Origin of the sequence: Cellulosimicrobium protaetiae, assembly GCF_009708005.2 — a bacterium.
Taxonomy (GTDB): domain Bacteria; phylum Actinomycetota; class Actinomycetes; order Actinomycetales; family Cellulomonadaceae; genus Cellulosimicrobium; species Cellulosimicrobium protaetiae.
The window spans coordinates 978,084-999,732 of record NZ_CP052757.1; the positions used below are offsets into that span (position 1 = coordinate 978,084).

Here is a 21,649-nt window from a genome sequence, read left to right on the forward strand (position 1 = left end):
CCGTCACCGGGTCACGGGCCGGTAGCGCACGGCCACGGCCCCCGACCGGAACTCCCGACGGCCGACGAGCTCGAGCTGGATGCGTTCCCGCAGACCGGCGAGCAGCGTCGGCCCGTGCCCGGCGAGGACCGGCTGCACGACGAGCTCGTACTCGTCGATCAGCCCCAGGTCGGCCAGCGCCAGGGGGAGCGTCACGCCGCCCACCCACAGGCCCTCGCCCGGCTCCTGCTTGAGCCGCTCGACCGCGGGCCCCAGATCACCCCGGACCAGCTCGGCGTTCCAGTCGGGGTCGGTCAACGTGCTCGACACGACGTGCTTCCGTGCCCCGTCGATGGCCTCGGCGAACGGGACCTCCCACTCGTCCATCCAGTCGGGCCACGCGCCCGTGGCCGGACGCCGCCAGGCGGACTCCATCATCTCGTAGGTCACCCGGCCGAACAGGAGCGCGTCGGCGCGCTCCATCTCGGCGGTCCAGTAGCGCATCGACTCCTCGTCCGGCGGGAGCCCCGCCTCGTGGTGGCAGCAGCCGTCGAGCGTGACGTTGATCGAGTACCGCAGCGGTCTCATCGCGTTCCCCTCCCGTGGTGCGCTCCGGGGCGCACTGGCGTCCACCCGTGGTCAGACGGCCGCCCGACCCGTTTCTCATCGGCGACCGCACCGGCGTCGACCGTCAGCCGGGTCGGCGTCGGTGGGGGACACGGACGCGGTCGAGGTCCTGTGCGACCGTGAGCTCGCCGTCGAACACCTCGCGCGCCTCGCGCCAGAACTCCGTCGGGTCGGGGTAGCGCTGCGAGAAGTGCGTGAGCACGAGCGAGCGCACGCCCGCCTCGGCGGCGACGGTCGCCGCCTGTCGCGCCGTGAGATGCCCCCAGCGCTCGGCCTGGTCCCGGTCGCGGTCGAGGAACGTCGACTCGATGACGAGCAGGTCCACACCGTCCGCGAGGCGGTGCACCGCGTCGCACAGGCGCGTGTCCATGACGAACGCGAACGACTGCCCGGGGCGCGGCGCGCTCACCTCGTCGAGCGTGACGGTGCGGCCGTCGGGGGCGGTGACGACGCCGGTCCGCTGCAGCTCGCCGACCGCGGGCCCGGCCAGCCCGTGCCGCGCGAGCAGGGCGGGGTCGAGCGACCGGCCGTCGGGCTCGTCCAGGCGGTAGCCCATCGCCTCCAGGGTGTGGTCGAGGCGTTCCGCGCGCAGCGTGAACCCCGGCTCGGGGCGGCCGGTGACGGGCGGGACGACGCCGTCCGTCGTCAGGGGCTGGAGCTCCAGGTGGCCGCGGCGGAAGTGGGCGCTCGCGTCGAGCAGGTGGTCCACCCACCGCTGGCCCGACGCCGGGTAGGTCACCCCGATCGTGTGCCGCACGCCGTCGCCGCTGATGCGCTGCGAGACGCCCGCCAGGCCGAGGCTGTGGTCGCCGTGCAGGTGCGTGATCGCGATGCGCGTGAGGTCGGTCGCGGACACGCCCGCGAACGACATCTGGCGCTGCGTCCCCTCGCCGGGGTCGAAGAGGATCGCCTCGTCGTCCCAGAACAGCACGTAGCCGTTGTGGTTGCGCGTGCGGGTCGGGACCATGCTGGCCGTCCCGAGGACGACGAGCTCGCGGCGGGACATGGCCCCAGCGTGCCACGGCGCCGCTCCTCGTGGGGTGGCTCGTAGGGTGGCGGGAGTACCCCCGAGATCCGGAGAACCATGCGCCTGCTGCTCGTCCGCCACGGACAGACCCCGTCCAACGTCGCCGGCCTGCTCGACACCGCCCTGCCCGGCCCGGGCCTCACCGCGCTCGGCGCGCGCCAGGCGGCGGCGATCCCGGACGCGCTCGCCGACCGCGTCGTCGAGGGCGTCGCGGTGTCGACGCTCGTGCGCACGCACCTCACGGCCGCGCCGCTGGCCGAGCGGCACGGCTACGACCCGCTCGAGCTCGACGGGTTCCGCGAGGTCGACGCGGGCGACCTGGAGATGTCGGCCGAGCACGACGACCACATGACGTACCTCGAGACGGTGTTCGCGTGGGGGCGTGGCGAGCCGGGCCGACGCATGCCCGGTGGCCCCGACGGCGCGGAGTTCCTCGCTCGCTACGACGACGCCGTCGCGAGCGTCGTGCGCACGGGGTGGCGGACCGCCGTCGTCGTGTCGCACGGGGCGGCGATCCGCGCATGGGCGTGCGCGCGCGTCGCGGGGGTCGACCTCGACCTGCTCGCCCGGACCCCGCTCGCGAACACCGGGCTCGTCGAGGTCGAGGGCGACCCGACGTCGGGCTGGCGGCTCGTGGGCCTGAGCGACGGCCCGCTGGGCGGGGCCGCGCTGGACGACCTCGTCGCCGAGGACCCGACGGGCGAGTCCGTCGCCGAGGAGGAGCGACGCGCCGCGGCGGACGACTGACCTCTACCGACTGGTCGGCATGACGCAATGATTCGATCAGGGCGACATCCGCGAGGCATCGCACGGATCTAGCGGTCGTCACGTTCGTGACATAGCCTGACGGGATGGCCGCCGACGCACCGCTGCCCGCGCCGAACGAGCGCGCGCTCGAGTCCGACATCGTCACCGACCTGCGCGAGCAGATGACGTACGGGTCGTACCTGCACCTCGACACGCTGCTCGCGGCGCAGGATCCGGTGAGCGACCCCGAGCACCACGACGAGATGCTGTTCATCGTCCAGCACCAGACGACCGAGCTCTGGCTCAAGCTCGTGCTTCACGAGCTGCGGTCCGCGCGCGACCTCCTCGCGGCCGACGAGCTCGGGGTCGCGCTCAAGCGCATCGCGCGCGTCAAGCACGTGCAGCGCACGCTCACCGAGCAGTGGTCCGTCCTCGCGACGCTCACACCCAGCGAGTACGCGCAGTTCCGCGGGTTCCTCGGCCATGCGTCGGGCTTCCAGTCGTGGCAGTACCGCGCGGTCGAGTTCCTGCTGGGCAACAAGAACGCGCGCATGCTCGCGGTGTTCGACGCCGAGCCCGAGGCCCGCGCCGAGCTCGCCCGGCTGCTGGCCGAGCCGAGCGTCTACGACGAGTTCCTGCGTCACCTCGCCCGCCACGGGCACGACGTCCCGCAGCACGTGCTGGACCGCGATCTGACCGTCGCGCACACCCTCGACGACGACCTCGTCGAGGTCTTCCGGCGCATCTACGACGACCCCGAGGCGCACTGGTCGGCGTACGAGACGTGCGAGGAGCTCGTCGACCTCGAGGACAACTTCCAGCTCTGGCGGTTCCGGCACATGAAGACCGTGCTGCGGATCATCGGCACCAAGCGCGGCACGGGCGGGTCGAGCGGCGTCGGGTTCCTCCAGAAGGCGCTCGACCTCACGTTCTTTCCCGAGCTGTTCGCGGTGCGCACGGAGATCGGGCGGTCGTGACCGGCGCTCCCCTCGGCCGGCCGGGCGACGGCGGCACCTGGCTCCCGCCGCTTGTCGACGCGCACGTGCACCTCGGCCTCGTCGACCCCGTCGCGGTGCGGCGCGGCGGGATCGCCGTCGTGCACGACCTCGGGTGGGTGCCCGACGTCGCGCGCAGGTGGCCCGGCACTCCCGGCTTCCCCGAGGTCGCGTTCGCGGGCGCGTTCCTCACCGCGCCGGGCGGCTACCCGTCGGACCGGTCGTGGGCACCCACCGGGTCGGTCGAAGAGGTCGCGACGCCCGACGAGGCCGTCGCCGCCGTCGACCGCCAGGTTGCCGCGGGCGCGTCGTTCGTCAAGGTCGCCTTGCACTCCGACGCCGGGCCGGTGCCCGACGACGTCACGCTCGCCGCGCTCGTCGGCCACGCCCACGCACGGGGCCGGGACGTCGTCGCGCACGTCGAGGGGCAGGGCATGGCGGCGCGCGCGTTCGAGGCCGGCGTCGACCGCTTCGCGCACGCCCCGTTCAGCGAGCACCTGCGCGACGACCTCCTGCGTGCGATGGCGCGCCCCCGCGCGTCGGCCCGCCCGCGCCCCGACTCGCCGCGGCCCGACGCCGAGCACGACCCTGCCCGCCGTCGAACACGACCTGGCGGTCGAAAGGAGCCGGACAACGACCCTCATGTCGTGTTCGGCGGGGCGGGGGTGAGCTGGGTGAGCACGCTCGACGTCCACGGGTGGGGGAGCCCGAGGGCAGAGCAGGGCGTCGCGGTCGACAACGTGCGGCGCTTCGTCGCGCTCGGAGGCACCGTCGTCTACGGGACCGACCTCGGCAACGGTCCGCTGCCGCTCGGTGTGAACCCGCGCGAGCTGCGGGCGCTCGCGGCGGCCGGTCTCGACGCGCACGACCTCGTCGCGGCCCTCACGCGCGACGCCCCGGCCGGGCGCCGCACACCCGCTCGCGCGCCGCACGTCGAGACGGGGCGCCGGAACGCCGCGCTCGCGACGTGGGTCCCCGGCGACCCACCCGACCCCGACGACCCCGACGACGTCGCCGCGTGGCTCGCGCGCGCCGTCGTCGTCGAGCGGGACCGCGCAACGGACCCCGCTCCGGGCCAGGAGTTCCCGGACGCCGACCCGGACCCGGACGAGCCTGGAACCGACCCCGACCCCGACCCCGAAGGATGACCATGACCGAGGACCACGCCGCCCTTGCCGCCGCGCTCGACGCCGCCGACCCGCTCGCGCGGTTCCGGGACGCGTTCGTCGACTCCGACGAGGTCACGGCGTACCTCGACGGCAACTCGCTCGGGCGCCCGACCCGGGCGAGCGCGGACCGCCTCGCGCGGTTTGCGACCGAGCGGTGGGGCGCGCGGCTCATCCGGGGCTGGGACGAGGAGTGGTACGACCTCCCGCTGACGCTCGGCGACCGGATCGGCGCGGTGACGCTCGGCGCGGCACCCGGCCAGACGTTCGTCGGCGACTCGACGACCGTGATCCTCTACAAGCTGGTCCGGGCGGCGCTGTCGGCGCCGCAGGTCGCGGGCCGCGACGAGATCGTGCTCGACGCCGGCAACTTCCCGACCGACCGCTACGTGCTGGAGGGCGTCGCGCGCGAGCACGGCGCGACGCTGCGGTGGATCACGCCCGAGCACGACGCAGGCGTGACGCCCGAGCAGGTCGCCGGCGTCCTCTCCGACCGGACGGCGCTCGTGCTGCTCAGCCACGTCGCGTACCGGTCGGGGTACGTGAGCGACGCCGCCGCGATCACCGCGCTCGCGCACGACGCCGGGGCGCTCGTCCTGTGGGACCTGTGCCACTCGGTCGGGGCGCTGCCGGTCGAGCTCGACGCGTGGGGCGTCGACCTCGCCGCGGGCTGCACGTACAAGTACCTGAACGGCGGGCCGGGCGCGCCCGCGTTCGGCTACGTGCGGGCCGACCTCCAGGACGCGCTGACCCAGCCGATCCAGGGCTGGATGGGCAGCGCGGCGCCGTTCGAGATGGGCCCGGCGTACGCGCCGCACGACGGCGTCCGGCGCTTCCTCTCCGGGACGCCCGCGATCGTCGGGATGCTCGCGATGCAGGACATGCTCGACCTGATCGACGACGCGGGGATCGCGGCGGTGCGGGCGAAGTCCGTCGCGCTCACCGAGCACGCGACGGCGCTCGTGGACGACCTGCTGCTCCCGCTCGGAGCGCGCTACGCGTCCCCGCGCGACCCGGCCCGGCGGGGGAGCCACGTCACCGTCGACCACTACGCGTTCGAGGCGACGCTCCCGCTGCTGTGGGAGCGCGGCGTGATCCCCGACTTCCGACGCCCCGACGGGCTGCGCCTCGGGCTGTCCCCGCTGTCGACGTCGTTCGACGAGGTGCGTGTCGGCGTCGAGGCCGTGCGCGACGCGCTGCGGGAGGTCCTCGACGGCCGCGCGGTCGCGGTGGCCCGTGTCTCGGGCACGGCCGGGAGTGCGACGGGCCCGGACAGGGACGCCGCAGGCCTGGGCGGGGACGCGACCGGCCCGGACGGGGTCGCGTGATCCTCGACGACCTCGACTCCCGTCCCGGGAGCGCGACGTCGCTGCTGCGCAGCGTCGTCGGTCTGTACCTGCGTGACCTCGGGGGCGCGGTCGCGGTGGCCGACCTCGTCGAGCTGCTCGGTGCGCTCGGCGTCCCGGCGGTCGGTGCGCGCGGCGCGATCTCGCGCGTCAAGGCCAAGGGGCTGCTGGTCCCCGAGACCGTTGACGGACGCGCCGGGTACCGGCTCGCGCCCGGGGCCGGCTCGATGCTCGCGCGCGGCGACCGGCGGATCTTCGCGTACCGGCAGCAGGGCGACGACGACCCGTGGTGCCTCGTGTCGTTCTCGCTGCCGGAGGAGCGGCGCGCCGCGCGCCACCAGCTCCGGCGGCACCTCGCGTGGATCGGTGCCGGCACCGTCGCGGACGGCCTGTGGATCGTGCCCGGCCACCTCGCGGACGAGGTGGAGGAGGTCCTCGTCGCCCTGGGTGTGCGCGAGGCCGCGACGGTGTTCGTGACCGGACCGCCACGAGTCGCCGGGCCGTTCGCCGACGCCGCCGCGCGCTGGTGGGACCTCGACCGCGTCGCGGCGCTGCACCGCGACTTCCTCGCGCGCCACGGCGGCGCGGCGCCCAGCGGCACGGCGCCCGACGTCGCGGCGCCCGACGTCGCGTCCCCCGACGTCGCGTCCCCCGACGACACGTCGCCCCAGGACGTCGGCGCCTCGCCCCGCGCCGCGTTCGCCCGGTGGGTGCGCGCGGTCGACGACTGGCGACCCGTCCCGTACGCGGACCCCGGCCTGCCGGGCTCGTGGCTGCCCGCCGACTGGCCGGGAGCGGCGAGCGTCGCGCTGTTCGACGCCCTCCGCGGGGACCTCGCCACCGCCGCCGAGGACCACGTCCGGGTCGTCGTCGGGCGGTGACGGGGGCACAGTGAGGTCATGAGCGACTCGACGCCCGACCTCCCGCCCGCCCTGCGCACGCTCGTCGACGCGACCAACGCGGGCGACTCGGCGCGCTTCCTCACCGCGTTCACCGACGACGGCTTCCTCGACGACTGGGGACGTCAGTTCCGCGGGCACGACGAGCTCGCGAGCTGGGACCGCACGGACAACATCGGCAAGCGGTCGCGATTCGACGTAACCGGGCTGCGCGACGGCGCGTCCGCGGACGAGGTGCTGCTGGACCTCACGGTGTCCGGCGACGGGTACAACGGGCCGGCGACGTTCACGATCCTCCTGCGCGACGGCCTGATCGCGAGCCTCGTCATCTCCTGACCGGTCGGCCCTCGGCCGGGCGCGGGTCGACGCCGGTCCCTGCGCGACCCCACGCCCCCGGCTCCCGGAGCGGGTGCACCGAGTTCGCCGGTCGGTCCGCCGGTGTTCACCCGGGCGACGGATGCGCGCCACCCGGGCTCCCTACGGTGACAGCGCTTCCCACACGGGTTCGTCGCCGCCACGGTGGTCCGACGGTCGTCGCCGCGCGGACCCCTGACCCGCGAAGGAACCCATGAACCCGCAGACCTCCCGGCTGCCCGGCGCGCTGACGCGCGCGGCGGCCTCGGCGCTCGCCGTCTCCCTCGTGGGGACGGTGCTCGTCGCCGCGACCGCGACGCCGACGGCCGCCGCCGACGAGTCCCTCCTCTCGACGTCCGGCACGACCTGGCGCTACCTCGACGACAACACGAACCCCGCGGCCGGCTCCGCGGACCAGCAGGTGTGGACGACCACGGCGTTCGACGACTCCGCCTGGAAGTCCGCGACCGGCGCGTTCGGCGCCAAGCGCGGCGCCGCGACGGGGATCGGCGCCGCGTTCCCGATCACCACGCTCCTCACCCAGTACATCGAGGGCACGACGACGGACGTCCCCACGTTCTTCTTCCGCACCGACGTGGAGCTCACCGCGGCGGACCTCGACGGCGTCCCCGCGTTCGAGGGCGAGATCGTCTACGACGACGCCGCGATCGTCTACGTGAACGGCGAGGAGGTCGTGCGCCTCGGCGACGACGGCCGCGAGATCACCGAGAACCTCCAGTACCACGGCAACGGCCGCACCGACCCGGTGACGGGCACGTTCGTCGTCCCGTCCGACGCGTTCGTGCCGGGCGAGAACACGATCTCCGTCGCGCTCTACCAGGACGCGCCCACGAGCTCGGACATCTACCTCGACGTCCGCTCGCTCGTCCCGACCCACGGCGAGGTGCGCGACGTCGCCCTCAACGTCGGCGCGGACGAGACGCAGGCGAACGTCGCGTGGTTCTCGACCCTGCCCGGCGCGGGCGAGGTCCGGTGGGCCCGTGCCGACGAGGCGGGCGGCGAGGTCGACTGGCAGGCCGCCGCGACGTCGTCGTCCCGGAACGGCACCGCTGCGGACGGCGCGACGTACCACCACGCGACCATCGCCGGTCTCGAGGAGGACACCGCGTACGTGTACCGCGTGGGCAGCGCGACGACCGGCTGGTCCGAGCCGACGACGTTCACCACGGGCACGTTCGGCGACGAGTTCAGCGCGCTGTTCATCGGCGACGCGCAGATCGGCGCGAGCGGCAACGCCGCGAACGACGCCACCCGCTGGGCCGAGAACCTCGACAGCATGACCGCGCGGCACCCCGACACGGCGTTCCTCATCTCCGCCGGGGACCAGGTGGAGCACGCGGGCAGCACCCAGCAGTACACCGGCTTCCTCGCGCCGCGCCAGATGCGCGAGCTGCGCTTCGCCGTCCAGGACGGCAACCACGACACCGCGTCCGCGCTCTACGACCAGCACTACGCGATGCCGAACCTCTCGGCCGAGCAGCGCCGCGACTACTGGTACGCGTACAACAACGTGCTCGTCGTCGCGATCGACTCGAACGACTCGTCGACCGAGCAGATCGCCGGGCACGAGGCGTTCCTGCGCGACGTGGTCGGCACGCACGGCGACGCGTACGACTGGGTCGTCGTGACGTTCCACCACTCGCTCTACAGCCAGGCGTTCCACTCGCGCGACACCGACGTGGTGCGGATGCGCGACGCGCTGTCGCCCGTCTTCAGCGACCTCGGCGTCGACCTCGTGCTCGCGGGCCACGACCACATCTACACGCGCTCGTACCTCATGGAGGGCACGACGCCCGTCGTCCCCGCCGAGGCGCCCGCCGAGGGTGACGTCCTGACCCCCGACGAGGACCAGGTCCTCTACCTCACGGGCAACTCGTCGTCGGGCTCGAAGTTCTACGACTTCGACGGCGCGAAGCCGTGGACGGCCCGCTGGGAGCAGTCGCGCGAGGCGAGCTACTCCGACCTCGACGTCACGCCGACGTCGCTCACGGTCACGACCTACGCGACCGGGTCGCAGCGCGTCGTCGACCAGGTGACGCTCCAGCGGGCGGACGCCTCGGGCCCGGCGCTCGACGTCGAGACCAGCGCGCGCTGCCTCGCCGGCACCGCGTACGTCGCGGTCCGCGCGACGAACACGGGCGACGTCCCGGCGGACGTCACGCTGACGACGCCGTTCGGCGCGCGGACGGTCGCCGCGGTCGCGCCGGGCAAGGCCGCGTACCAGTCGTTCTCGGCGCGGTCGGCGGCTGCCGAGGCGGGGTCCGTCACGGTGACGGGAACCCTGCCCGACGGCGGCGCCTCGTCCGCGCAGGACGTCGCCTACCCGGCGGTCGCCTGCGGCTGAGCCACCCCGCCGAACCCGGGGTCGTTCCCCAGCGCGAGCGTGCGCTGGGGAACGACCCCGGGTTCGGCGCGCCAGGACGCCCGAGTCTCAGGGCGCGTCGGCGAGCGGTTCGACGACGATCCCGCCGAACCGGGCGTCACGCGCCCGGTGCTCGACGCCACCGATCCAGACGCGCCCACCCCGTACCGCGCCGGTCGCGGGCGACCCGTCGAGGTAGTGCGCCTGGTACCCGCCGCCGAGGTCCACGTTGCTCAGGGACACCGGCCGGCCTGCCTCGTCGGTGACGGCGGCGGAGCACCAGGCGCACACGTGCCGGGGGTAGCGGGGGTTCTCGCGCTGCCGGGTGCCGCACACGGGGCACCACTGCGCGGGGGCGGTGCCGCCGTCGGGCAGGGCGAGGCCCCCGGCGCGGGCGAGGCCGCCCTGCGCGGTGCGGCGGGCGAGGGCCGTGAGCACGCGGACCCCGATGCCGGGCCAGCCGTGCACGGCGGACGCCCATTCGTCGGGGACGGACCGCGCGCCGTAGCGGGCGCCGAGCAGCGAGCCCGCGATCGCGGCGACGGTGTCGGTGTCGCCGCCGAGACCGACCGCCTTCTGGAGCGCGGCCACGACGTGGTTGCGGTGGGCGAAGCTCGGTCCCTCGGCGCCGGACGTCGTCGCGATCGCGTGCCACGCCGCCTGCAGCGCGGTGACGGTGAAGCCGTTCTGCCGCAGGTCGGCCGCCGGTCGGGGGAGCTCGGCGTCCGTGATCCACGCCGACCAGCGCGCCGCCGCGTCGGCGTCGAGCAGGTCCAGGCCCGCGCGCACGTCGAGCCGCTCCTCGGTCACCGCGACCCGCACCGCCTCCGACCACAGCACGCACGACTCCGCCGCGAGCGGGTCGGTGTGCGTGACCTCCGCGACGGCGCGCGCGGCCCGCGCGGTCTCGTCCCGGTCGGTGAGCGCGACGAGCCCGACGACGCCCGTGCGCATGAGCGCACCGTTCCCGGCCGTCCGCCCGGTCGCGGCGTGCAGGGCGCGCGCAGCGTCGCGCAGGCGCGTCGCGGCGGGTCCCCGGCGGGCGGCGGCGTCGCGCAGCACGGCGGCGGTCTGCGTCCCGACGTCGGTCGCCCCTCCGGTCCGCCAGGCCTCGAAGGCTGCGGCGACCTCGTCGAGCGGCGTCGCGCCGAACGCGTCGGGAACGGGGGAGAGCACGTCACGGGCCGCGGTGACCCGGGCGACGCACACCGACATCTGGGTGTCGTCGCTCCACTCGCCCGGCGCGTACGGTCCGAGGCCACCGCCGCGCATGACCGCGACGGCGTCGCGCTGCCCGGGGCCCGGCGGCTGCGCGAACTCGTACGGCACGCCCAGCGCGTCGCCCGCCGCCTGGGCGAGCAGCACGCCCGACGCGCGGTCGAGGAGGGAGTGGTCGAGCGGGTCGAAGGTGCCGTGGGCGGGCGGGGGCGGCGTCGTCGTCACGGCGCGATCGTGCCACGATGACGGCATGACGACGACGCCCGACGACCTCGCCGCACTCCTCGCCTCCGTCGAGTCGGACGAGCGCGACCTCGTGCTGAGCACGTTCACGCACGACGACGCGTGGCGCCTCGGGTGCCTCCTCGTCGAGCTCGCGGACGAGCGCGACCTGCCCGTGACGATCGACGTCCGCAAGGGTCCGCAGCAGGTGTTCCACGCCGCGCGCGAGGGCACGACGCCGGACAACGACTCCTGGGTCCAGCGCAAGGTGCGGGTCGTCGAGCGGTTCGGGGCGTCGTCGTACCTCGTGGGGCTGCGGGCCCGCGCGAAGGGGACGACGTTCGCCGACCAGCACCAGCTCCCGCTGCAGGAGTACGCCGCCCACGGCGGCGCCTTCCCCGTGCGGGTCGAGGGCGTGGGGATCGTCGGCGTCGTGACCGTGTCGGGTCTCGCCCAGGGCGACGACCACGCGCTCGTCACCGAGGCGCTGCGGTCGTTCCTCGGGCGGTAGCGCCGGTCACTCCCAGACGAGCGGGACGTCCTCGAACGTCGGCCACGTGGGCACGACGTTCACGTAGAGCGACCGCAGCGACTCGTCGACCGGGCGCGGCAGGTACACCTCGTACCGGACGGGGCGGTCGACGACGGTGCGCGCGAAGAGCGGGTCCGTCTCGAGCTCGCGTGCGCCGCTCCCGCGCACCGGCGTGTAGGAGACGAGCGCGTACGGGTCGACGGCGGACGGCCGCAGCGAGCCCTGGCCCGTGAGGTCGTACACGGTGATCCGGTCCGCCTCGCCGTCGACCGGCCCCAGCGGGGTGAGCTGGACGCGCAGCCGCATGACGGAGCCGCGGACGACGATCGGTTCGACGGCGACCCGCACCTCCTCCACGCGCCCCTCGTCGTTCGGCACGACGACGGTGGTCTCCACGACCGTCTCCGCGTCCTCGACCAGGTCGGCGCGGGGGCCGTCGCCCGGCTCGTAGAGCGCGGTCACCGGCTCGAGCTCGTGCTCCTCGATCTCGATGCCGGACTCCCCGGGCGTGGTCCCGGAGTAGCGGAGCTCGACGCGGCGGTTCTGCGCGCGGTCGTCGGCGACGTCGTCGCCCGCCTCGTCGACCTTGAGCTGCGACTCCCCGAGCCCCTGGACGTCGAAGGTGACGTCGGGCCGGGCGACGCCGGCCGCGTCGGCCACGGCCTGCGCGCGGCGCTGCGAGAGGTCCAGGTTGTCCGCGTCCTCGCCCACGGAGTCCGTGTGCCCGAGGACGCTCGCGGTCACGCCGTCGGGCAGCTCGGCCGCGATCTCCTGGACCCGGGCGACGGCCGCGTCGGACAGCTCCGCGGAGTCGACGTCGAACAGCACGTCCGTCTCCAGGGTGACGACGACCTCGTCCTCCACGACCTCGACGTACTCGAACGACGTGACCGCGCCGTCGAGCTCGAACGTCGTCGCCGTCCCGGGGTCGAGACGCTTCGTCGCCCGGTCGAGGTCCTCGCGGCTGGGCGGCCCGCCGAGGTCGTCGAGGGTCAGCGGGTCGACGCCGGGGACGAAGCCCTCGGTGCCGTCGTCCGTGGCGGCGGTCGCGGGGGCCGCCACGGGGGCACCGACGACGAGCGCGGCGACGAGAACCGCCGACGTCGCGAGCCCCGCCCTGCGCCGCCTCACTCCTCGCTCTCCCACGTCACCGGGACGTCCTCGAACGTCGGCCAGGAGTCGTGGAGCCGCACGTCGACCGCGGCCGGGTCGCCCTCGGGCCGCGGGAACCACGCCTGGTACAGCACGGGGCGCCCGTTCACGGAGGCGGCGTGGACGACGTCCGTCGCGAGGTCGGTGCCGGACCCGGACACGACCTCGTACTGGGTGAGCGCGTCGACGTCGACGATCCGCGGGTTGTGGTCCTGGCCGAACATCTCGTAGACCGAGTGGGTCTCGGTCGGGTCGTCGCCGGCGAAGTGCGGCGTCATGAGGACCTTGAGCTCGACGGTCGAGCCGTCGGCGGTGAGCGAGACCAGCCCGAGCGTCACCTCGTCGTCGGGGGAGCCGGGGACGGGGAGCCGCGCCTCGAGGGCGGGCTTGTACTCCTGGGCGCCGACCGCGACGGGCGTCGGGCCCTCGTCGGCGTCGCCGCTGCACGCACCGAGGACGAGGGCGAGAGCGACCAGGCCGACGGCCGGGGCCGCGCGACGCGGGCGGGACGGCATGGCCCCGGGAGCGGGCACGGTCGAGCGCGGGGACGTGGGGCTCGGCATGGCCGGAAGAGTAGTTGACCGGGGCCCTGTGCGGGAACGGCCGCTCATGGGGAGAGGTGCCCACCGGGACGTCGGACGAGGCCGGCACCGCTGGGGTGCCGGCCTCGTCCTCGGGCCCGGTCGCGCAGGGGCGGGCGCGACCGGGGGTCATGGCCGGTGCGACGCCGCGCGTCGCACCGGCGGCGTCAGGCCGCGCGCGTGACCTCGATGCGCTGGGGAGCGCGGCCGGCGAACACGCCGGCGACGGTCACGGTGAGCACGCCCGCGTCGTACGACGCGCGGACGGCGTCGGCCTCCGCCGTCTTCGGCAGGGTGACGGTGCGGCGGAACTCGCCGAACCGCACCTCACGGATGCGCCGCCCGGCCGGGGCTGCCTCGGCGACGGCGGCGCCCGCCTCGGCCTGAGCCTCGGGCTGCGCGTCGGTCTGCTCGCCCTCGGCCTGCTCGCCGTCCGCGGCGTCGTCGGCCCCGGGGGACTCGACCGCGCGCTGGTCGCGTCGCTCGCCGCGGACGACGAGGCGACGGCCCTCGAGCTCGACGGTCACGTCGCGCTCCGGGTCGACGCCCGGCAGGTCGAAGCGGGCGACGAGGTCGTCGCCCTCGCGGTAGACGTCGGCGGCCGGCGCGTAGCCGGGCCGGGCGACGGGGGCACCCGAGGGCCGCGTCCAGAGCTGGCGCACGACGCGCTCGGTGGGCAGCGGGCGGAACGGTGCCACGGTGTAGGTGCTGATCATGGTGGTCCTCCAGGTCTGTCGTGCCACGGTCGGCCCGTGGCGTCCTGACCCGTCCAACCTTGAGCGCGCCTCGCTCAATCCCGCGTTCGCGCACGACGAACGTGCCCCCGGGACCTCAGCACAGCGCGTGGTGCTGCCACACGCCCCACTCGGTGTACGACGGCGTCTCGCCCCGGGTCCACCAGCGCGCCTGCCACAGGCTCCCGCCGTGCAGCACGCGGTCGCCACCGACGTAGACCGTCGTCGCGGACCATGCGGTGAGCGTCGGGTCGTCGCACTCCTCGGGGTGCTCGGGCTCGGGGTCCGGAGTGTCCGTCGGCTGCGGCTCGGCCGGGTCGGTGGGGTCCGGCGTCGGTTCCTCGGTGGGACCGGGCGTCGGCGTGCCGTCGGCGGGCACCACGGGGACGCCGGGGTTCACGAGGCCGTCGCCGCCGACGACCGTGTTGTCGTCCGTGACGGTGACCGGGCAGGTCACGGGGTCGTGCACGGTGACCTCGATCGCGTACCGACCGCTGCCCGCCGCGCCGTTGAGGTCGGCGTGGTTGCCGCGGAACACCGTCCCGCAGCCCCACCCGGGCGACTGCTGGTGGGTCTGGAAGCCCGACTTCGTCGTCGCCGTCCCCACGTTGTCCTCGACGACGTAGTCGTTCCCCTTCACGTCGACCCACGAGTCGTCGTAGTTCGCGCCCGTGAGCCCGTCTCCGACGAACGTGTTGCCCGCGATCCGTCCGCCCGTCGTCCCCTCCTTGACGTCGACGTTCTCGCCGCGCACCCGCGGCCCGATGGTGTTGTCGAGGATCTGCACGTGGTCCGACCGGTCGGAGTAGTCGTTCGCCGAGCCGACGTACACGCCCTCGCCCATGCCGCGCCGGTTCTGGCCCGTGTCGTGGATCGTCGAGCCGCGCACGACCCCGTACGAGCTCGACGACCGGAAGTGGATGCCCTCCATGTCGAGGTCGTGCACGGTGACCCCGTCGATCGTCACGTGGTCGGACGAGTCGACCATGATGCCCTTCTGCGCGTGCTGGAGAGTGACGCCCAGAACGGTCCAGTGGTCGGCGTCGGTGAGGTGCAGGACGTTCCCACCCCCGCTCGACGTCCGCAGCACGGCCGCGGCGCTCCCGCGCAGCATGACCGGGGCGCTCGCGGTCCCCGCCCGGCCCGTGACCTTGAAGTTGCCGACGTACGTCCCGTCCGCGAGCTCGATCGTCTGCCCCGGCGTGGCGGACGTCAGGGCCGCGCGCAGCTCGTTCGCCGTCTCCACGTGCACGACGACGTCACTCCCCGCGTCGTTCGCCGCGGCGCTCGCGGGCGCTCCGGCGAGCACGGCGCAGACCCCGACGAGGGCTCCGACGAACACCGCGCGGGGATGGTGCGACCGCGGTGCGGCCGCGCGCGGTGCCGAGGGCGGGGCCGGAGCGGGGATCGATCGGGTGGCGACCTCGTCGTCGCGTGCGGTGCGGGCCATGGGGCGACGGTCCCGCCGCGGCCTCCGCCCGGTCAACGGCCGGCGGCAGATCGTGTGGTTCTCCCGCACCGGCGTACGGGGAATCACTATCCTGGCCGCGGTCGCGGACAGGGTGACGCGACGTGGGCAGGCGGGCGGGACGGACGGTACGCATGGACGGGCGACGACGCAGGGGCGCCGCACGGCGGCGGGCCGCGGCATGGACGGCCGTCGCGGCGACGGTCGTGAGCGCGACGGCCTGCGGCGGCGCGGACGACGAGCTGCCCGGCGGGCACACCTGGGTCGTCGCGCTCAGCCACGCGGAGGGCGACTGGCGGGGGTGCCTCGACACGTCGGGGACCGCGGTCGTTGAGGAGTGGGGGACGGCCGACCTGCCGTCGTCCTCCTGGGCCGTCCGGCTCGCGCCGCGCACGACGCGGGATACCGCGGAGGCTCTCGTGGCGTGCATCGAGGGTGAGCTGACCGGCGGCACGGTGACGCTCGACGACGGCGGCACCTGGACCGGGAGCCCGTAGGGAGGACGTCGCCGCGAGTCGTTGCCCGGGAGGCTCGTTCAGGCACGCCGCACGGTGCGCCTCCTCTTGCGGGCGGCCGCGGCGCGCTCCTCGGCGGCGTCGAGCCGTGCGTCGGCCGCGTCGAGCGACTCGCGGGCCGTGGCCTCGGTGTCGCGCGCGTCGGCGAGCCGCGCACGCAGCTCCTCGCGCTCGTCGGCGAGCCGGGCCAGCTCGTCCTCCACACGCCCCAGCGCGTCCTCCACGTCGCCGACGGCGTCGCCTGCCGCGCGCACCGCGGCGTCGGCCTCGTCGCGCTCGGCCTCCCGGCGGTCGACCTCGGCCGCGGTCTCGTCGACCTCACGCTCGGCAGCCGCGACGGGGTCCTCGGGCGGCTCGTCGTCCGCGCGGGAGGGCTCCGAGCGCGAGGACCCGGCACCGGGCGCTCCGCTCCCGTCCCTCGCCTCCTTCTCCGCGGTCCCGGACCCGCCGCGCTCGGCCGCGCCGACGTATGCCCTCAGCTCGACGACGTCGGCGGGCTCGCCGCCCTCGTCGACGATGCCGAACCCGACGTGCTGGAGGGCCTGCGAGAGCCGCCCCGCGCGCACGAGCGCCCCCGCGTCCGGGTCCATGACCGCGGCGGTGAGCGTCTCGGCGAGCCGGTCGAGCGCCGTCGCGGACACCGCCCGGCCGGCGACCTCGCCCGCGTCGCGGATCTCGCCCACGATGCGCTCGACGCGCTCGCGCCGCAGCCGGTCGAGCGTCCTGATGCGCGTGCGGTCGCGGTCCGCCGTCGCGTCGCGCAGCTCGTCCCCGAGGCTGACGAGCGCGGCGACGTCGTCGGGTCGCTCGCGCGCGACCTGGTTGACGACCCACGCCGCCACGGTCGGCTTCGCGAGCCGCGCCACGCGCTCCGCGCCGACGGCGTCCCCCGACGCCTTGATCTCCTTCGCCGCCGCGGTGCGGGCGACGACGAACTGCTCGAGCGGCAGCGCGAAGAGCCCGTCGACGAGCGCGCCGACGTCGGTTGCGGCGCCGTCCGCGGTGCCGGGCGTGGTGCCCTCGCTCATGACGCCCAGCGTCGCACCCCGGTGCCGGACGTGCGCCCGCTCGCGGTGTCCCGCGTGGCGAGCAGGGCCGCGAAGGCCGCCTCGGTGACGACGGGGATGCCGTAGCGGCGGGCGGTGCGGGCCTTCGTCGAGAGCGAGTCCGGGTCGGCCGCGACGACGAGGCGGGTACGGCGCGTCACGTAAGGCCAGGGGGAGAGACCGGCGGCGCGCACGTCGCGCTCCCAGGTCTCGCGCGGGCGGGACATCGACCCGGTGAGCACGACCTCGGCGCCGTCCGAGAGCACGAACGCCGGACGCGGCCCGACCGCCGTCTCCTGCGTGAGCCGCGCCCCGAGCGCCGCGTCGACGGCACCCGCGACGTCGTCGGCGTCGAGGCCGAGCTGACCGGCGACCTCGTGCAGCGCGGGATCGTCGCGCAGGGTCGTGGCGTCGTCGTCGCGGGCGCCGCGGTCGGTCGTACCGGCTCGCGCCGCGACCTCCGCCGTCGCGAGGGCGGCGAGATAGTCCCGGTGCACCCGTTCGACGGCCGGGCGGTCGAGACCGGCGCGGCGTGCCTCGGCGACGAGCGCCGCCCGCTCGGCGTGGGACACGTACCGGTCGAGGAGGGCGTCGTCGAGCAGGCGCACGTACGCGTCGGGCGAACGCCCACCGGGGGTGCGGGGCACCACCTCGTCGAGCGCGGCGAGCCAGTGGCCGCGCGCACGGCTGGCCCCGCGCAGGACGGGTTCCACGTCGGGGAGCGTGGCGGGCAGCGACCACCGCACGCCGTCGGCCGCGGCGCGCGCCACGTCCCAGCACTCGTCGTCGGCCGCGACGTCGAGGTAGTGCCCGAGCAGCCCCGCGGTGGCGCGGGCGTCGCCCAGGGCCGAGTGGACGCCGTCGTGCACGACGCCGACTGTGGCGCAGCACGCGGCCAGCGCGCGCGAGCCCGTGAGGTAGCGGCCGGCGAGCTGCTGCGTGCACAGGCACGCGACCGGGTCGATCGCCGCAGAGATCCCGGCGCGCCCGATCTCCGCGCGCAGGAACCGCGTGTCGAACGCCGCGTTGTGCGCCACGAGGACGCGCCCGGCGAGGAGGCGCAGGAGGGCGGGGGCGACGCGGTCGAACGTCGGGGCGAGCGCGACGTCCGCAGCCGCGATGCCGTGCACGTGCTGCGGCCCCAGGTCGCGCTCGGGATTGACCAGGGTGCACCACTCGTCCTCGACCTGGCCCGCGTCGTCCAAGAGGACCACCGCGACCTCGGCCACCCGGTCGCCGAGCCGCGGGGAGAACCCCGTGGTCTCGAGGTCGACGACGGCGAATCCGGGCACGGGGCACATTCTGCCCGACACCGTCGCCACCCCCGTCCCGCCCCGCCGGACCGTGACGGCCACGTGAACACCCGGCGCCGTGGGGCGCAGGGCTTTCGCGCACGCCCCTGCGGGCCTACGCTCGCCAGCACACGAGCCTCCGCAGCGTCGCGTCTCGTGTGCGACTCGGCCGGACCCCGACACGACCGGGGGCGGTCGGCGGGGGCCACTGTCGAGGAGGATGCGTGAGACCACGAACGATCGTCCCGTCTGTCGCCGCCGCGAGCCTCGTGCTCGCGGCTCTGACCGCGGCGCCCGTCGGCGCCGCTCCCGGAGGTGGCCTGCGTGCCGCCGCCGGGCCGCCCCCGCTCGAGGACCTCGTCACCGGCGACGCGGTCATGGAACGGCTCCAGGACTTCCAGGACATCGCCGACGCCAACGGCGGCAACCGCGCGATGGAGACGCCCGGCTACGAGGCCAGCGCCGCGTACGTCGAGCAGGAGCTCGCCGCCGCCGGCTACGAGCCCGAGCGCCAGTACTTCACCTTCGAGGACCTGGTCACCGACGACCTGTCCCTCACCGCGGCGGGCGTCTCCGTGACGTCCGACCTGTACCCCGCCGAGTTCGCTCCCGACACCCCGGACGACGGCGTCACGGGCCCGATCGTGCAGCCCGGCGACCCGCTCGTGCAGGGTTGCACCGCCGACACCTGGGACGGGATCGACGTGGCGGGTGCCGTCGCGCTCGTCAGCCGCGGGTCGTGCCCGTTCGCGGACAAGGTGCTGCACGCCTCGACCGCCGGGGCCGCCGCCGTCATCCTCTACAACAACACCGACGGTGCTCTCAGCCCGACGCTCGGTGCGGAGAACGACGCGTGGGTCCCGACGGTCGGCATCACGCAGGCCGACGGCCAGGCGATCCTCGCCGCGATCGCGGGCGGCGCGCCCGCGGAGGCGACGTACGACCTGCAGACGCACGTCGAGCAGTTCGAGTCCTTCAACGTGCTCGCCCAGACCCCGGGCGGTCGCGACCACAACGTCGTCATGGCGGGCGCGCACCTCGACAGCGTCGAGGACGGTGCGGGGATCAACGACAACGGGTCCGGCTCGGCCGCGATCCTCGAGGTCGCCGTCCAGCTCGCCGCCGCGACCGACGGCGGGCAGGACGTCGAGAACGCCGTCCGGTTCGCGTGGTGGGGCGCGGAGGAGGTCGGCCTGCGCGGCTCGACCCACTACGTCGACGACCTCGTCGCGAACGACCCGGCGGCGCTCGACGACATCGCGACCTACCTGAACTTCGACATGGTCGGCTCGCCGAACTACATCATCGGCGTGTACGACGCGAACGAGTCGACGCACCCGGCGCCCGTGCCGGTGCCCCCGGGCTCGGCCGAGACCGAGGCCGTGTTCACGGACTACTTCGACGGCATCGGGCAGGCGTGGGTCGACACGGAGTTCTCGGGCCGGTCCGACTACCAGGCGTTCATCGAGAACGGCGTCCCGGCTTCCGGCCTGTTCACCGGCGCGGACGGCTCGAAGACGGCCGAGGAGGTCGCGCTGTTCGGCGGCACCGAGGGCATCTTCTACGACCCGAACTACCACTCCCCGGCGGACACCATCGACAACGTCGACCCGACGGCGCTCGACATCATGTCGCGTGCGATCGGGCACGCGGTCGCGGCGCTCTCCGAGGACACGTTCGCGGTCAACGGGGTGGGCAACCCGCGCGTCGACGGCATCGAGGCGCAGGCCCGCTGCCTCAACGGGACCGCCTACGTCGCGGTGCGCGCGACGAACGGGGAGGACGCCCCCGCAGACGTCCGACTCATCACCACGTTCGGTGAGAAGAAGGTGTCGTCCCTCGCGCCGGACAAGAACGTGTACCAGTCGTTCAACACCCGGGCGACGTCCGTCGCGGCGGGGACGGCGACCGTCGCCGCGTACCAGTGGCGCGGGGGCGACCCGGTCTACCAGCGGTACGACGTCGCCTACGACGCGATCGACTGCGGCTGACGCCACCGCACCAGGCGCCACCGTACAGGCGCGGCGCAGCGGGCCGGGGTCGTCCTCCACGTGGGGGCGGCCCCGGCCCTGCCATGCCGCGGGGTCGAGGTGCAGGCGCCCACGGGCACCGGCGTCCCGGCGTGCGACCGAGGTCTACGCTGACCCTCGGTGCGCCCGCCGTGGGGTGCGACGACGGGGGGCCACGTGGCGAAGGAACCGTTCCTCACGACGACGGACGACGAGCCGGGCGACGGCCCGGACCTGCCCGGGGTCGTGCCGGGCGACGACCGCGGCACCCTCGCACGTCTGCTCGGCGAGCGCCGGCTCCTGCGCGTCCCCACGCTCCCGACGATCCCCCGGCCGACGCTGCCCGCGGTCCCGCGGCCCACGTTCTCGCTGCCGGGCCGCCGGGCGCGACGTGACGACCCGACCGCGACGCCGGTGGCGGCGACGCGTCCTGCGGCCGAGGACGACGCCGCCGGCGCCGAGGGGGCGGACGTCGTCGACCCGCGCCTGGACGCGGAGCTCGAGGACGCCCTGGTCGAGGCGCTCGCCGGGGACGCTGACGTGCCGGAGGACGCGACCGAGGACGCGCCCGAGGGCACGACCGAGGACGAGACCGACGAGGGCGGGCTCGACGAGGTCGTCGCGGACTGGGTCCGGCGCGCGATCGCCGCCTACCCGCGCCCGTCGTACCCGCTGGAGCGCGAGTGGGACGTGTCGGTACAAGGCGTCGTGCGGCTCGTCCCGTACGTGCCGCGGTTCGCGACGGCGCCGCTCGCGCTGCTCGACCGGTTCGGTGCCGTGACGATTGGCCCCGAGAGGGTCGGCCTCGACGGGAAGGACGTCGAGTGGGACCGCGTGGTCGAGGTCCGCACGGCACCCGCGTGGACGTGCCTGTCCGCGGAGGCGCTCGAGGTGAACCTCGCGCAGTACGTGGTCGCGCTGCCGCCGCTGCCCGGCCGTGCGTGGGTGCTGCGCAAGATCAGCGAGCTCCTGCTCTCCCTCTACCTCGCCGTCCTGCCGCCGGACGAGGACGGCGCCGACGCGGTCGCCGACGCGCAGGCACTCCTGGGCAGGGAGGGCGACAGCACCGGTGACCGGCCGGACCCGATGTTCGACCGCGTCGTGACCCAGGTCGTGTACCGGCGACGGTTCGGGACGGGCGAGACGCAGGCGAGCACGACGTCCGTCCTGCTCCAGCTCGCGCTCCGCGGCGCGACCGACACGATCGTGCAGACCGCCGCCGAGCGCGGGGTCGAGGTCGTTCACGAGCGCGCGGAGGACACGAGCGTCGGGCAGGTCGTGGCGCGCGCCGCGACGTGGCGCCGCACCGCGCTCGACCTGCACGACCGGGTCGAGCGCCGCGTCCGGCGACGCTGAG

Annotated in this window: 20 protein-coding genes; 11 read left to right on the forward strand and 9 right to left on the reverse strand. The window is 75.1% G+C overall.

Annotation, left to right across the window (positions count from 1 at the left end; translation table 11 throughout):
* Positions 1–3 precede the first annotated feature (3 nt).
* Complete coding sequence (locus tag FIC82_RS04120; protein WP_154797671.1) at positions 4–567, reverse strand: dihydrofolate reductase family protein; 564 nt, start codon at positions 565–567, stop codon at positions 4–6.
* 103 nt (positions 568–670) lie between these two features.
* On the reverse strand, positions 671–1,612 hold the full coding sequence (locus FIC82_RS04125) for a ribonuclease Z (protein WP_154797672.1): 942 nt from the start codon (positions 1,610–1,612) through the stop codon (positions 671–673).
* Positions 1,613–1,690: 78 nt separating this feature from the next.
* Between FIC82_RS04125 and FIC82_RS04130 the strand changes: the two genes are divergently transcribed.
* The 7 genes from FIC82_RS04130 to FIC82_RS04160 all read left to right on the forward strand — a co-directional run bounded on the left by FIC82_RS04130 (position 1,691) and on the right by FIC82_RS04160 (position 9,505).
* Complete coding sequence (locus tag FIC82_RS04130; RefSeq protein WP_154797673.1) at positions 1,691–2,380, forward strand: histidine phosphatase family protein; 690 nt, start codon at positions 1,691–1,693, stop codon at positions 2,378–2,380.
* A gap of 104 nt (positions 2,381–2,484) precedes the next feature.
* Complete coding sequence (kynA, locus tag FIC82_RS04135; protein WP_154797674.1) at positions 2,485–3,357, forward strand: tryptophan 2,3-dioxygenase; 873 nt, start codon at positions 2,485–2,487, stop codon at positions 3,355–3,357.
* Positions 3,354–4,523 (forward strand): amidohydrolase family protein, encoded by a 1,170-nt coding sequence (locus FIC82_RS20800; RefSeq protein ID WP_216609983.1) that lies wholly within the window; start codon positions 3,354–3,356, stop codon positions 4,521–4,523. The genes kynA and FIC82_RS20800 overlap by 4 nt, the downstream gene beginning before the upstream one ends.
* Before the next feature lie 2 nt (positions 4,524–4,525).
* On the forward strand, positions 4,526–5,869 hold the full coding sequence (locus FIC82_RS04145; protein WP_154797675.1) for a kynureninase: 1,344 nt from the start codon (positions 4,526–4,528) through the stop codon (positions 5,867–5,869).
* Positions 5,866–6,768, forward strand: coding sequence for a PaaX family transcriptional regulator (locus FIC82_RS04150; RefSeq protein ID WP_168731473.1), 903 nt, complete (start codon positions 5,866–5,868; stop codon positions 6,766–6,768). The genes FIC82_RS04145 and FIC82_RS04150 overlap by 4 nt, the downstream gene beginning before the upstream one ends.
* An 18-nt stretch (positions 6,769–6,786) precedes the next feature.
* Positions 6,787–7,122: a nuclear transport factor 2 family protein gene (locus FIC82_RS04155; RefSeq protein ID WP_154797676.1), complete on the forward strand. Its 336-nt coding sequence runs from the start codon at positions 6,787–6,789 to the stop codon at positions 7,120–7,122.
* Between the two features lie 232 nt (positions 7,123–7,354).
* Positions 7,355–9,505 (forward strand): purple acid phosphatase family protein, encoded by a 2,151-nt coding sequence (locus tag FIC82_RS04160; RefSeq protein WP_154797677.1) that lies wholly within the window; start codon positions 7,355–7,357, stop codon positions 9,503–9,505.
* 87 nt (positions 9,506–9,592) lie between these two features.
* Here FIC82_RS04160 and FIC82_RS04165 read toward each other — a convergent pair whose 3' ends face one another.
* Positions 9,593–10,966 (reverse strand): ADP-ribosylglycohydrolase family protein, encoded by a 1,374-nt coding sequence (locus tag FIC82_RS04165; protein WP_253691432.1) that lies wholly within the window; start codon positions 10,964–10,966, stop codon positions 9,593–9,595.
* Positions 10,967–10,991: 25 nt separating this feature from the next.
* Between FIC82_RS04165 and FIC82_RS04170 the strand changes: the two genes are divergently transcribed.
* Positions 10,992–11,474 carry a heme-degrading domain-containing protein gene (locus tag FIC82_RS04170; RefSeq protein WP_154797678.1) on the forward strand — a complete coding sequence of 161 codons (483 nt, stop codon included), beginning with the start codon at positions 10,992–10,994 and terminating at the stop codon, positions 11,472–11,474.
* A gap of 6 nt (positions 11,475–11,480) precedes the next feature.
* On the opposite strand, the gene FIC82_RS04175 is transcribed toward FIC82_RS04170, so the two are convergent.
* From FIC82_RS04175 to FIC82_RS04185, 4 genes are all read right to left on the reverse strand, one after another.
* Positions 11,481–12,626 (reverse strand): OmpA family protein, encoded by a 1,146-nt coding sequence (locus FIC82_RS04175; protein WP_269808401.1) that lies wholly within the window; start codon positions 12,624–12,626, stop codon positions 11,481–11,483.
* Positions 12,623–13,210, reverse strand: a complete 588-nt coding sequence (locus FIC82_RS21000) for a hypothetical protein (RefSeq protein WP_253691436.1) — start codon at positions 13,208–13,210, stop codon at positions 12,623–12,625. The genes FIC82_RS04175 and FIC82_RS21000 overlap by 4 nt, the downstream gene beginning before the upstream one ends.
* Before the next feature lie 185 nt (positions 13,211–13,395).
* Positions 13,396–13,944 carry an Hsp20/alpha crystallin family protein gene (locus tag FIC82_RS04180; RefSeq protein ID WP_154797679.1) on the reverse strand — a complete coding sequence of 183 codons (549 nt, stop codon included), beginning with the start codon at positions 13,942–13,944 and terminating at the stop codon, positions 13,396–13,398.
* A 115-nt stretch (positions 13,945–14,059) separates the two neighbouring features.
* Positions 14,060–15,412 carry a right-handed parallel beta-helix repeat-containing protein gene (locus tag FIC82_RS04185; RefSeq protein ID WP_154797680.1) on the reverse strand — a complete coding sequence of 451 codons (1,353 nt, stop codon included), beginning with the start codon at positions 15,410–15,412 and terminating at the stop codon, positions 14,060–14,062.
* Positions 15,413–15,564: 152 nt separating this feature from the next.
* On the opposite strand from FIC82_RS04185, the gene FIC82_RS04190 reads away from it, so the two are divergent.
* A complete protein-coding gene (locus FIC82_RS04190) occupies positions 15,565–15,927 on the forward strand; it encodes a hypothetical protein (protein ID WP_154797681.1) in 363 nt (120 codons plus the stop codon).
* A gap of 38 nt (positions 15,928–15,965) precedes the next feature.
* On the opposite strand, the gene FIC82_RS04195 is transcribed toward FIC82_RS04190, so the two are convergent.
* Both FIC82_RS04195 and FIC82_RS04200 read right to left on the reverse strand, forming a co-directional pair.
* Positions 15,966–16,973 (reverse strand): hypothetical protein, encoded by a 1,008-nt coding sequence (locus tag FIC82_RS04195; protein WP_154797682.1) that lies wholly within the window; start codon positions 16,971–16,973, stop codon positions 15,966–15,968.
* Positions 16,970–18,283, reverse strand: coding sequence for an exonuclease domain-containing protein (locus FIC82_RS04200; RefSeq protein ID WP_168731474.1), 1,314 nt, complete (start codon positions 18,281–18,283; stop codon positions 16,970–16,972). Before FIC82_RS04200 ends, FIC82_RS04195 begins: the two co-directional genes overlap by 4 nt.
* 224 nt (positions 18,284–18,507) lie before the next feature.
* Here FIC82_RS04200 and FIC82_RS04205 point away from each other — a divergent pair, with 224 nt between their 5' ends.
* Positions 18,508–20,274 (forward strand): M28 family peptidase, encoded by a 1,767-nt coding sequence (locus FIC82_RS04205; protein WP_253691438.1) that lies wholly within the window; start codon positions 18,508–18,510, stop codon positions 20,272–20,274.
* A 195-nt stretch (positions 20,275–20,469) separates the two neighbouring features.
* A complete protein-coding gene (locus tag FIC82_RS04210) occupies positions 20,470–21,648 on the forward strand; it encodes a hypothetical protein (protein WP_154797684.1) in 1,179 nt (392 codons plus the stop codon).
* The last annotated feature ends 1 nt before the right edge of the window (position 21,649 follow it).

What these genes read in the sequence shown, in the direction of transcription:
- FIC82_RS04160 (WP_154797677.1), top strand. Translation starts at nt 7,355, where the DNA reads ATGAACCCGCAGACCTCCCGGCTGCCCGGCGCGCTGACGCGCGCGGCG.
- FIC82_RS04125 (WP_154797672.1), bottom strand. Translation starts at nt 1,612, where the DNA reads ATGTCCCGCCGCGAGCTCGTCGTCCTCGGGACGGCCAGCATGGTCCCG.
- FIC82_RS04130 (WP_154797673.1), top strand. Translation starts at nt 1,691, where the DNA reads ATGCGCCTGCTGCTCGTCCGCCACGGACAGACCCCGTCCAACGTCGCC.
- FIC82_RS04155 (WP_154797676.1), top strand. Translation starts at nt 6,787, where the DNA reads ATGAGCGACTCGACGCCCGACCTCCCGCCCGCCCTGCGCACGCTCGTC.
- FIC82_RS21000 (WP_253691436.1), bottom strand. Translation starts at nt 13,210, where the DNA reads ATGCCGAGCCCCACGTCCCCGCGCTCGACCGTGCCCGCTCCCGGGGCC.
- FIC82_RS04120 (WP_154797671.1), bottom strand. Translation starts at nt 567, where the DNA reads ATGAGACCGCTGCGGTACTCGATCAACGTCACGCTCGACGGCTGCTGC.
- FIC82_RS04185 (WP_154797680.1), bottom strand. Translation starts at nt 15,412, where the DNA reads ATGGCCCGCACCGCACGCGACGACGAGGTCGCCACCCGATCGATCCCC.
- FIC82_RS04170 (WP_154797678.1), top strand. Translation starts at nt 10,992, where the DNA reads ATGACGACGACGCCCGACGACCTCGCCGCACTCCTCGCCTCCGTCGAG.
- FIC82_RS04190 (WP_154797681.1), top strand. Translation starts at nt 15,565, where the DNA reads ATGGACGGGCGACGACGCAGGGGCGCCGCACGGCGGCGGGCCGCGGCA.
- FIC82_RS04145 (WP_154797675.1), top strand. Translation starts at nt 4,526, where the DNA reads ATGACCGAGGACCACGCCGCCCTTGCCGCCGCGCTCGACGCCGCCGAC.
- FIC82_RS04195 (WP_154797682.1), bottom strand. Translation starts at nt 16,973, where the DNA reads ATGAGCGAGGGCACCACGCCCGGCACCGCGGACGGCGCCGCAACCGAC.
- kynA (WP_154797674.1), top strand. Translation starts at nt 2,485, where the DNA reads ATGGCCGCCGACGCACCGCTGCCCGCGCCGAACGAGCGCGCGCTCGAG.
- FIC82_RS04180 (WP_154797679.1), bottom strand. Translation starts at nt 13,944, where the DNA reads ATGATCAGCACCTACACCGTGGCACCGTTCCGCCCGCTGCCCACCGAG.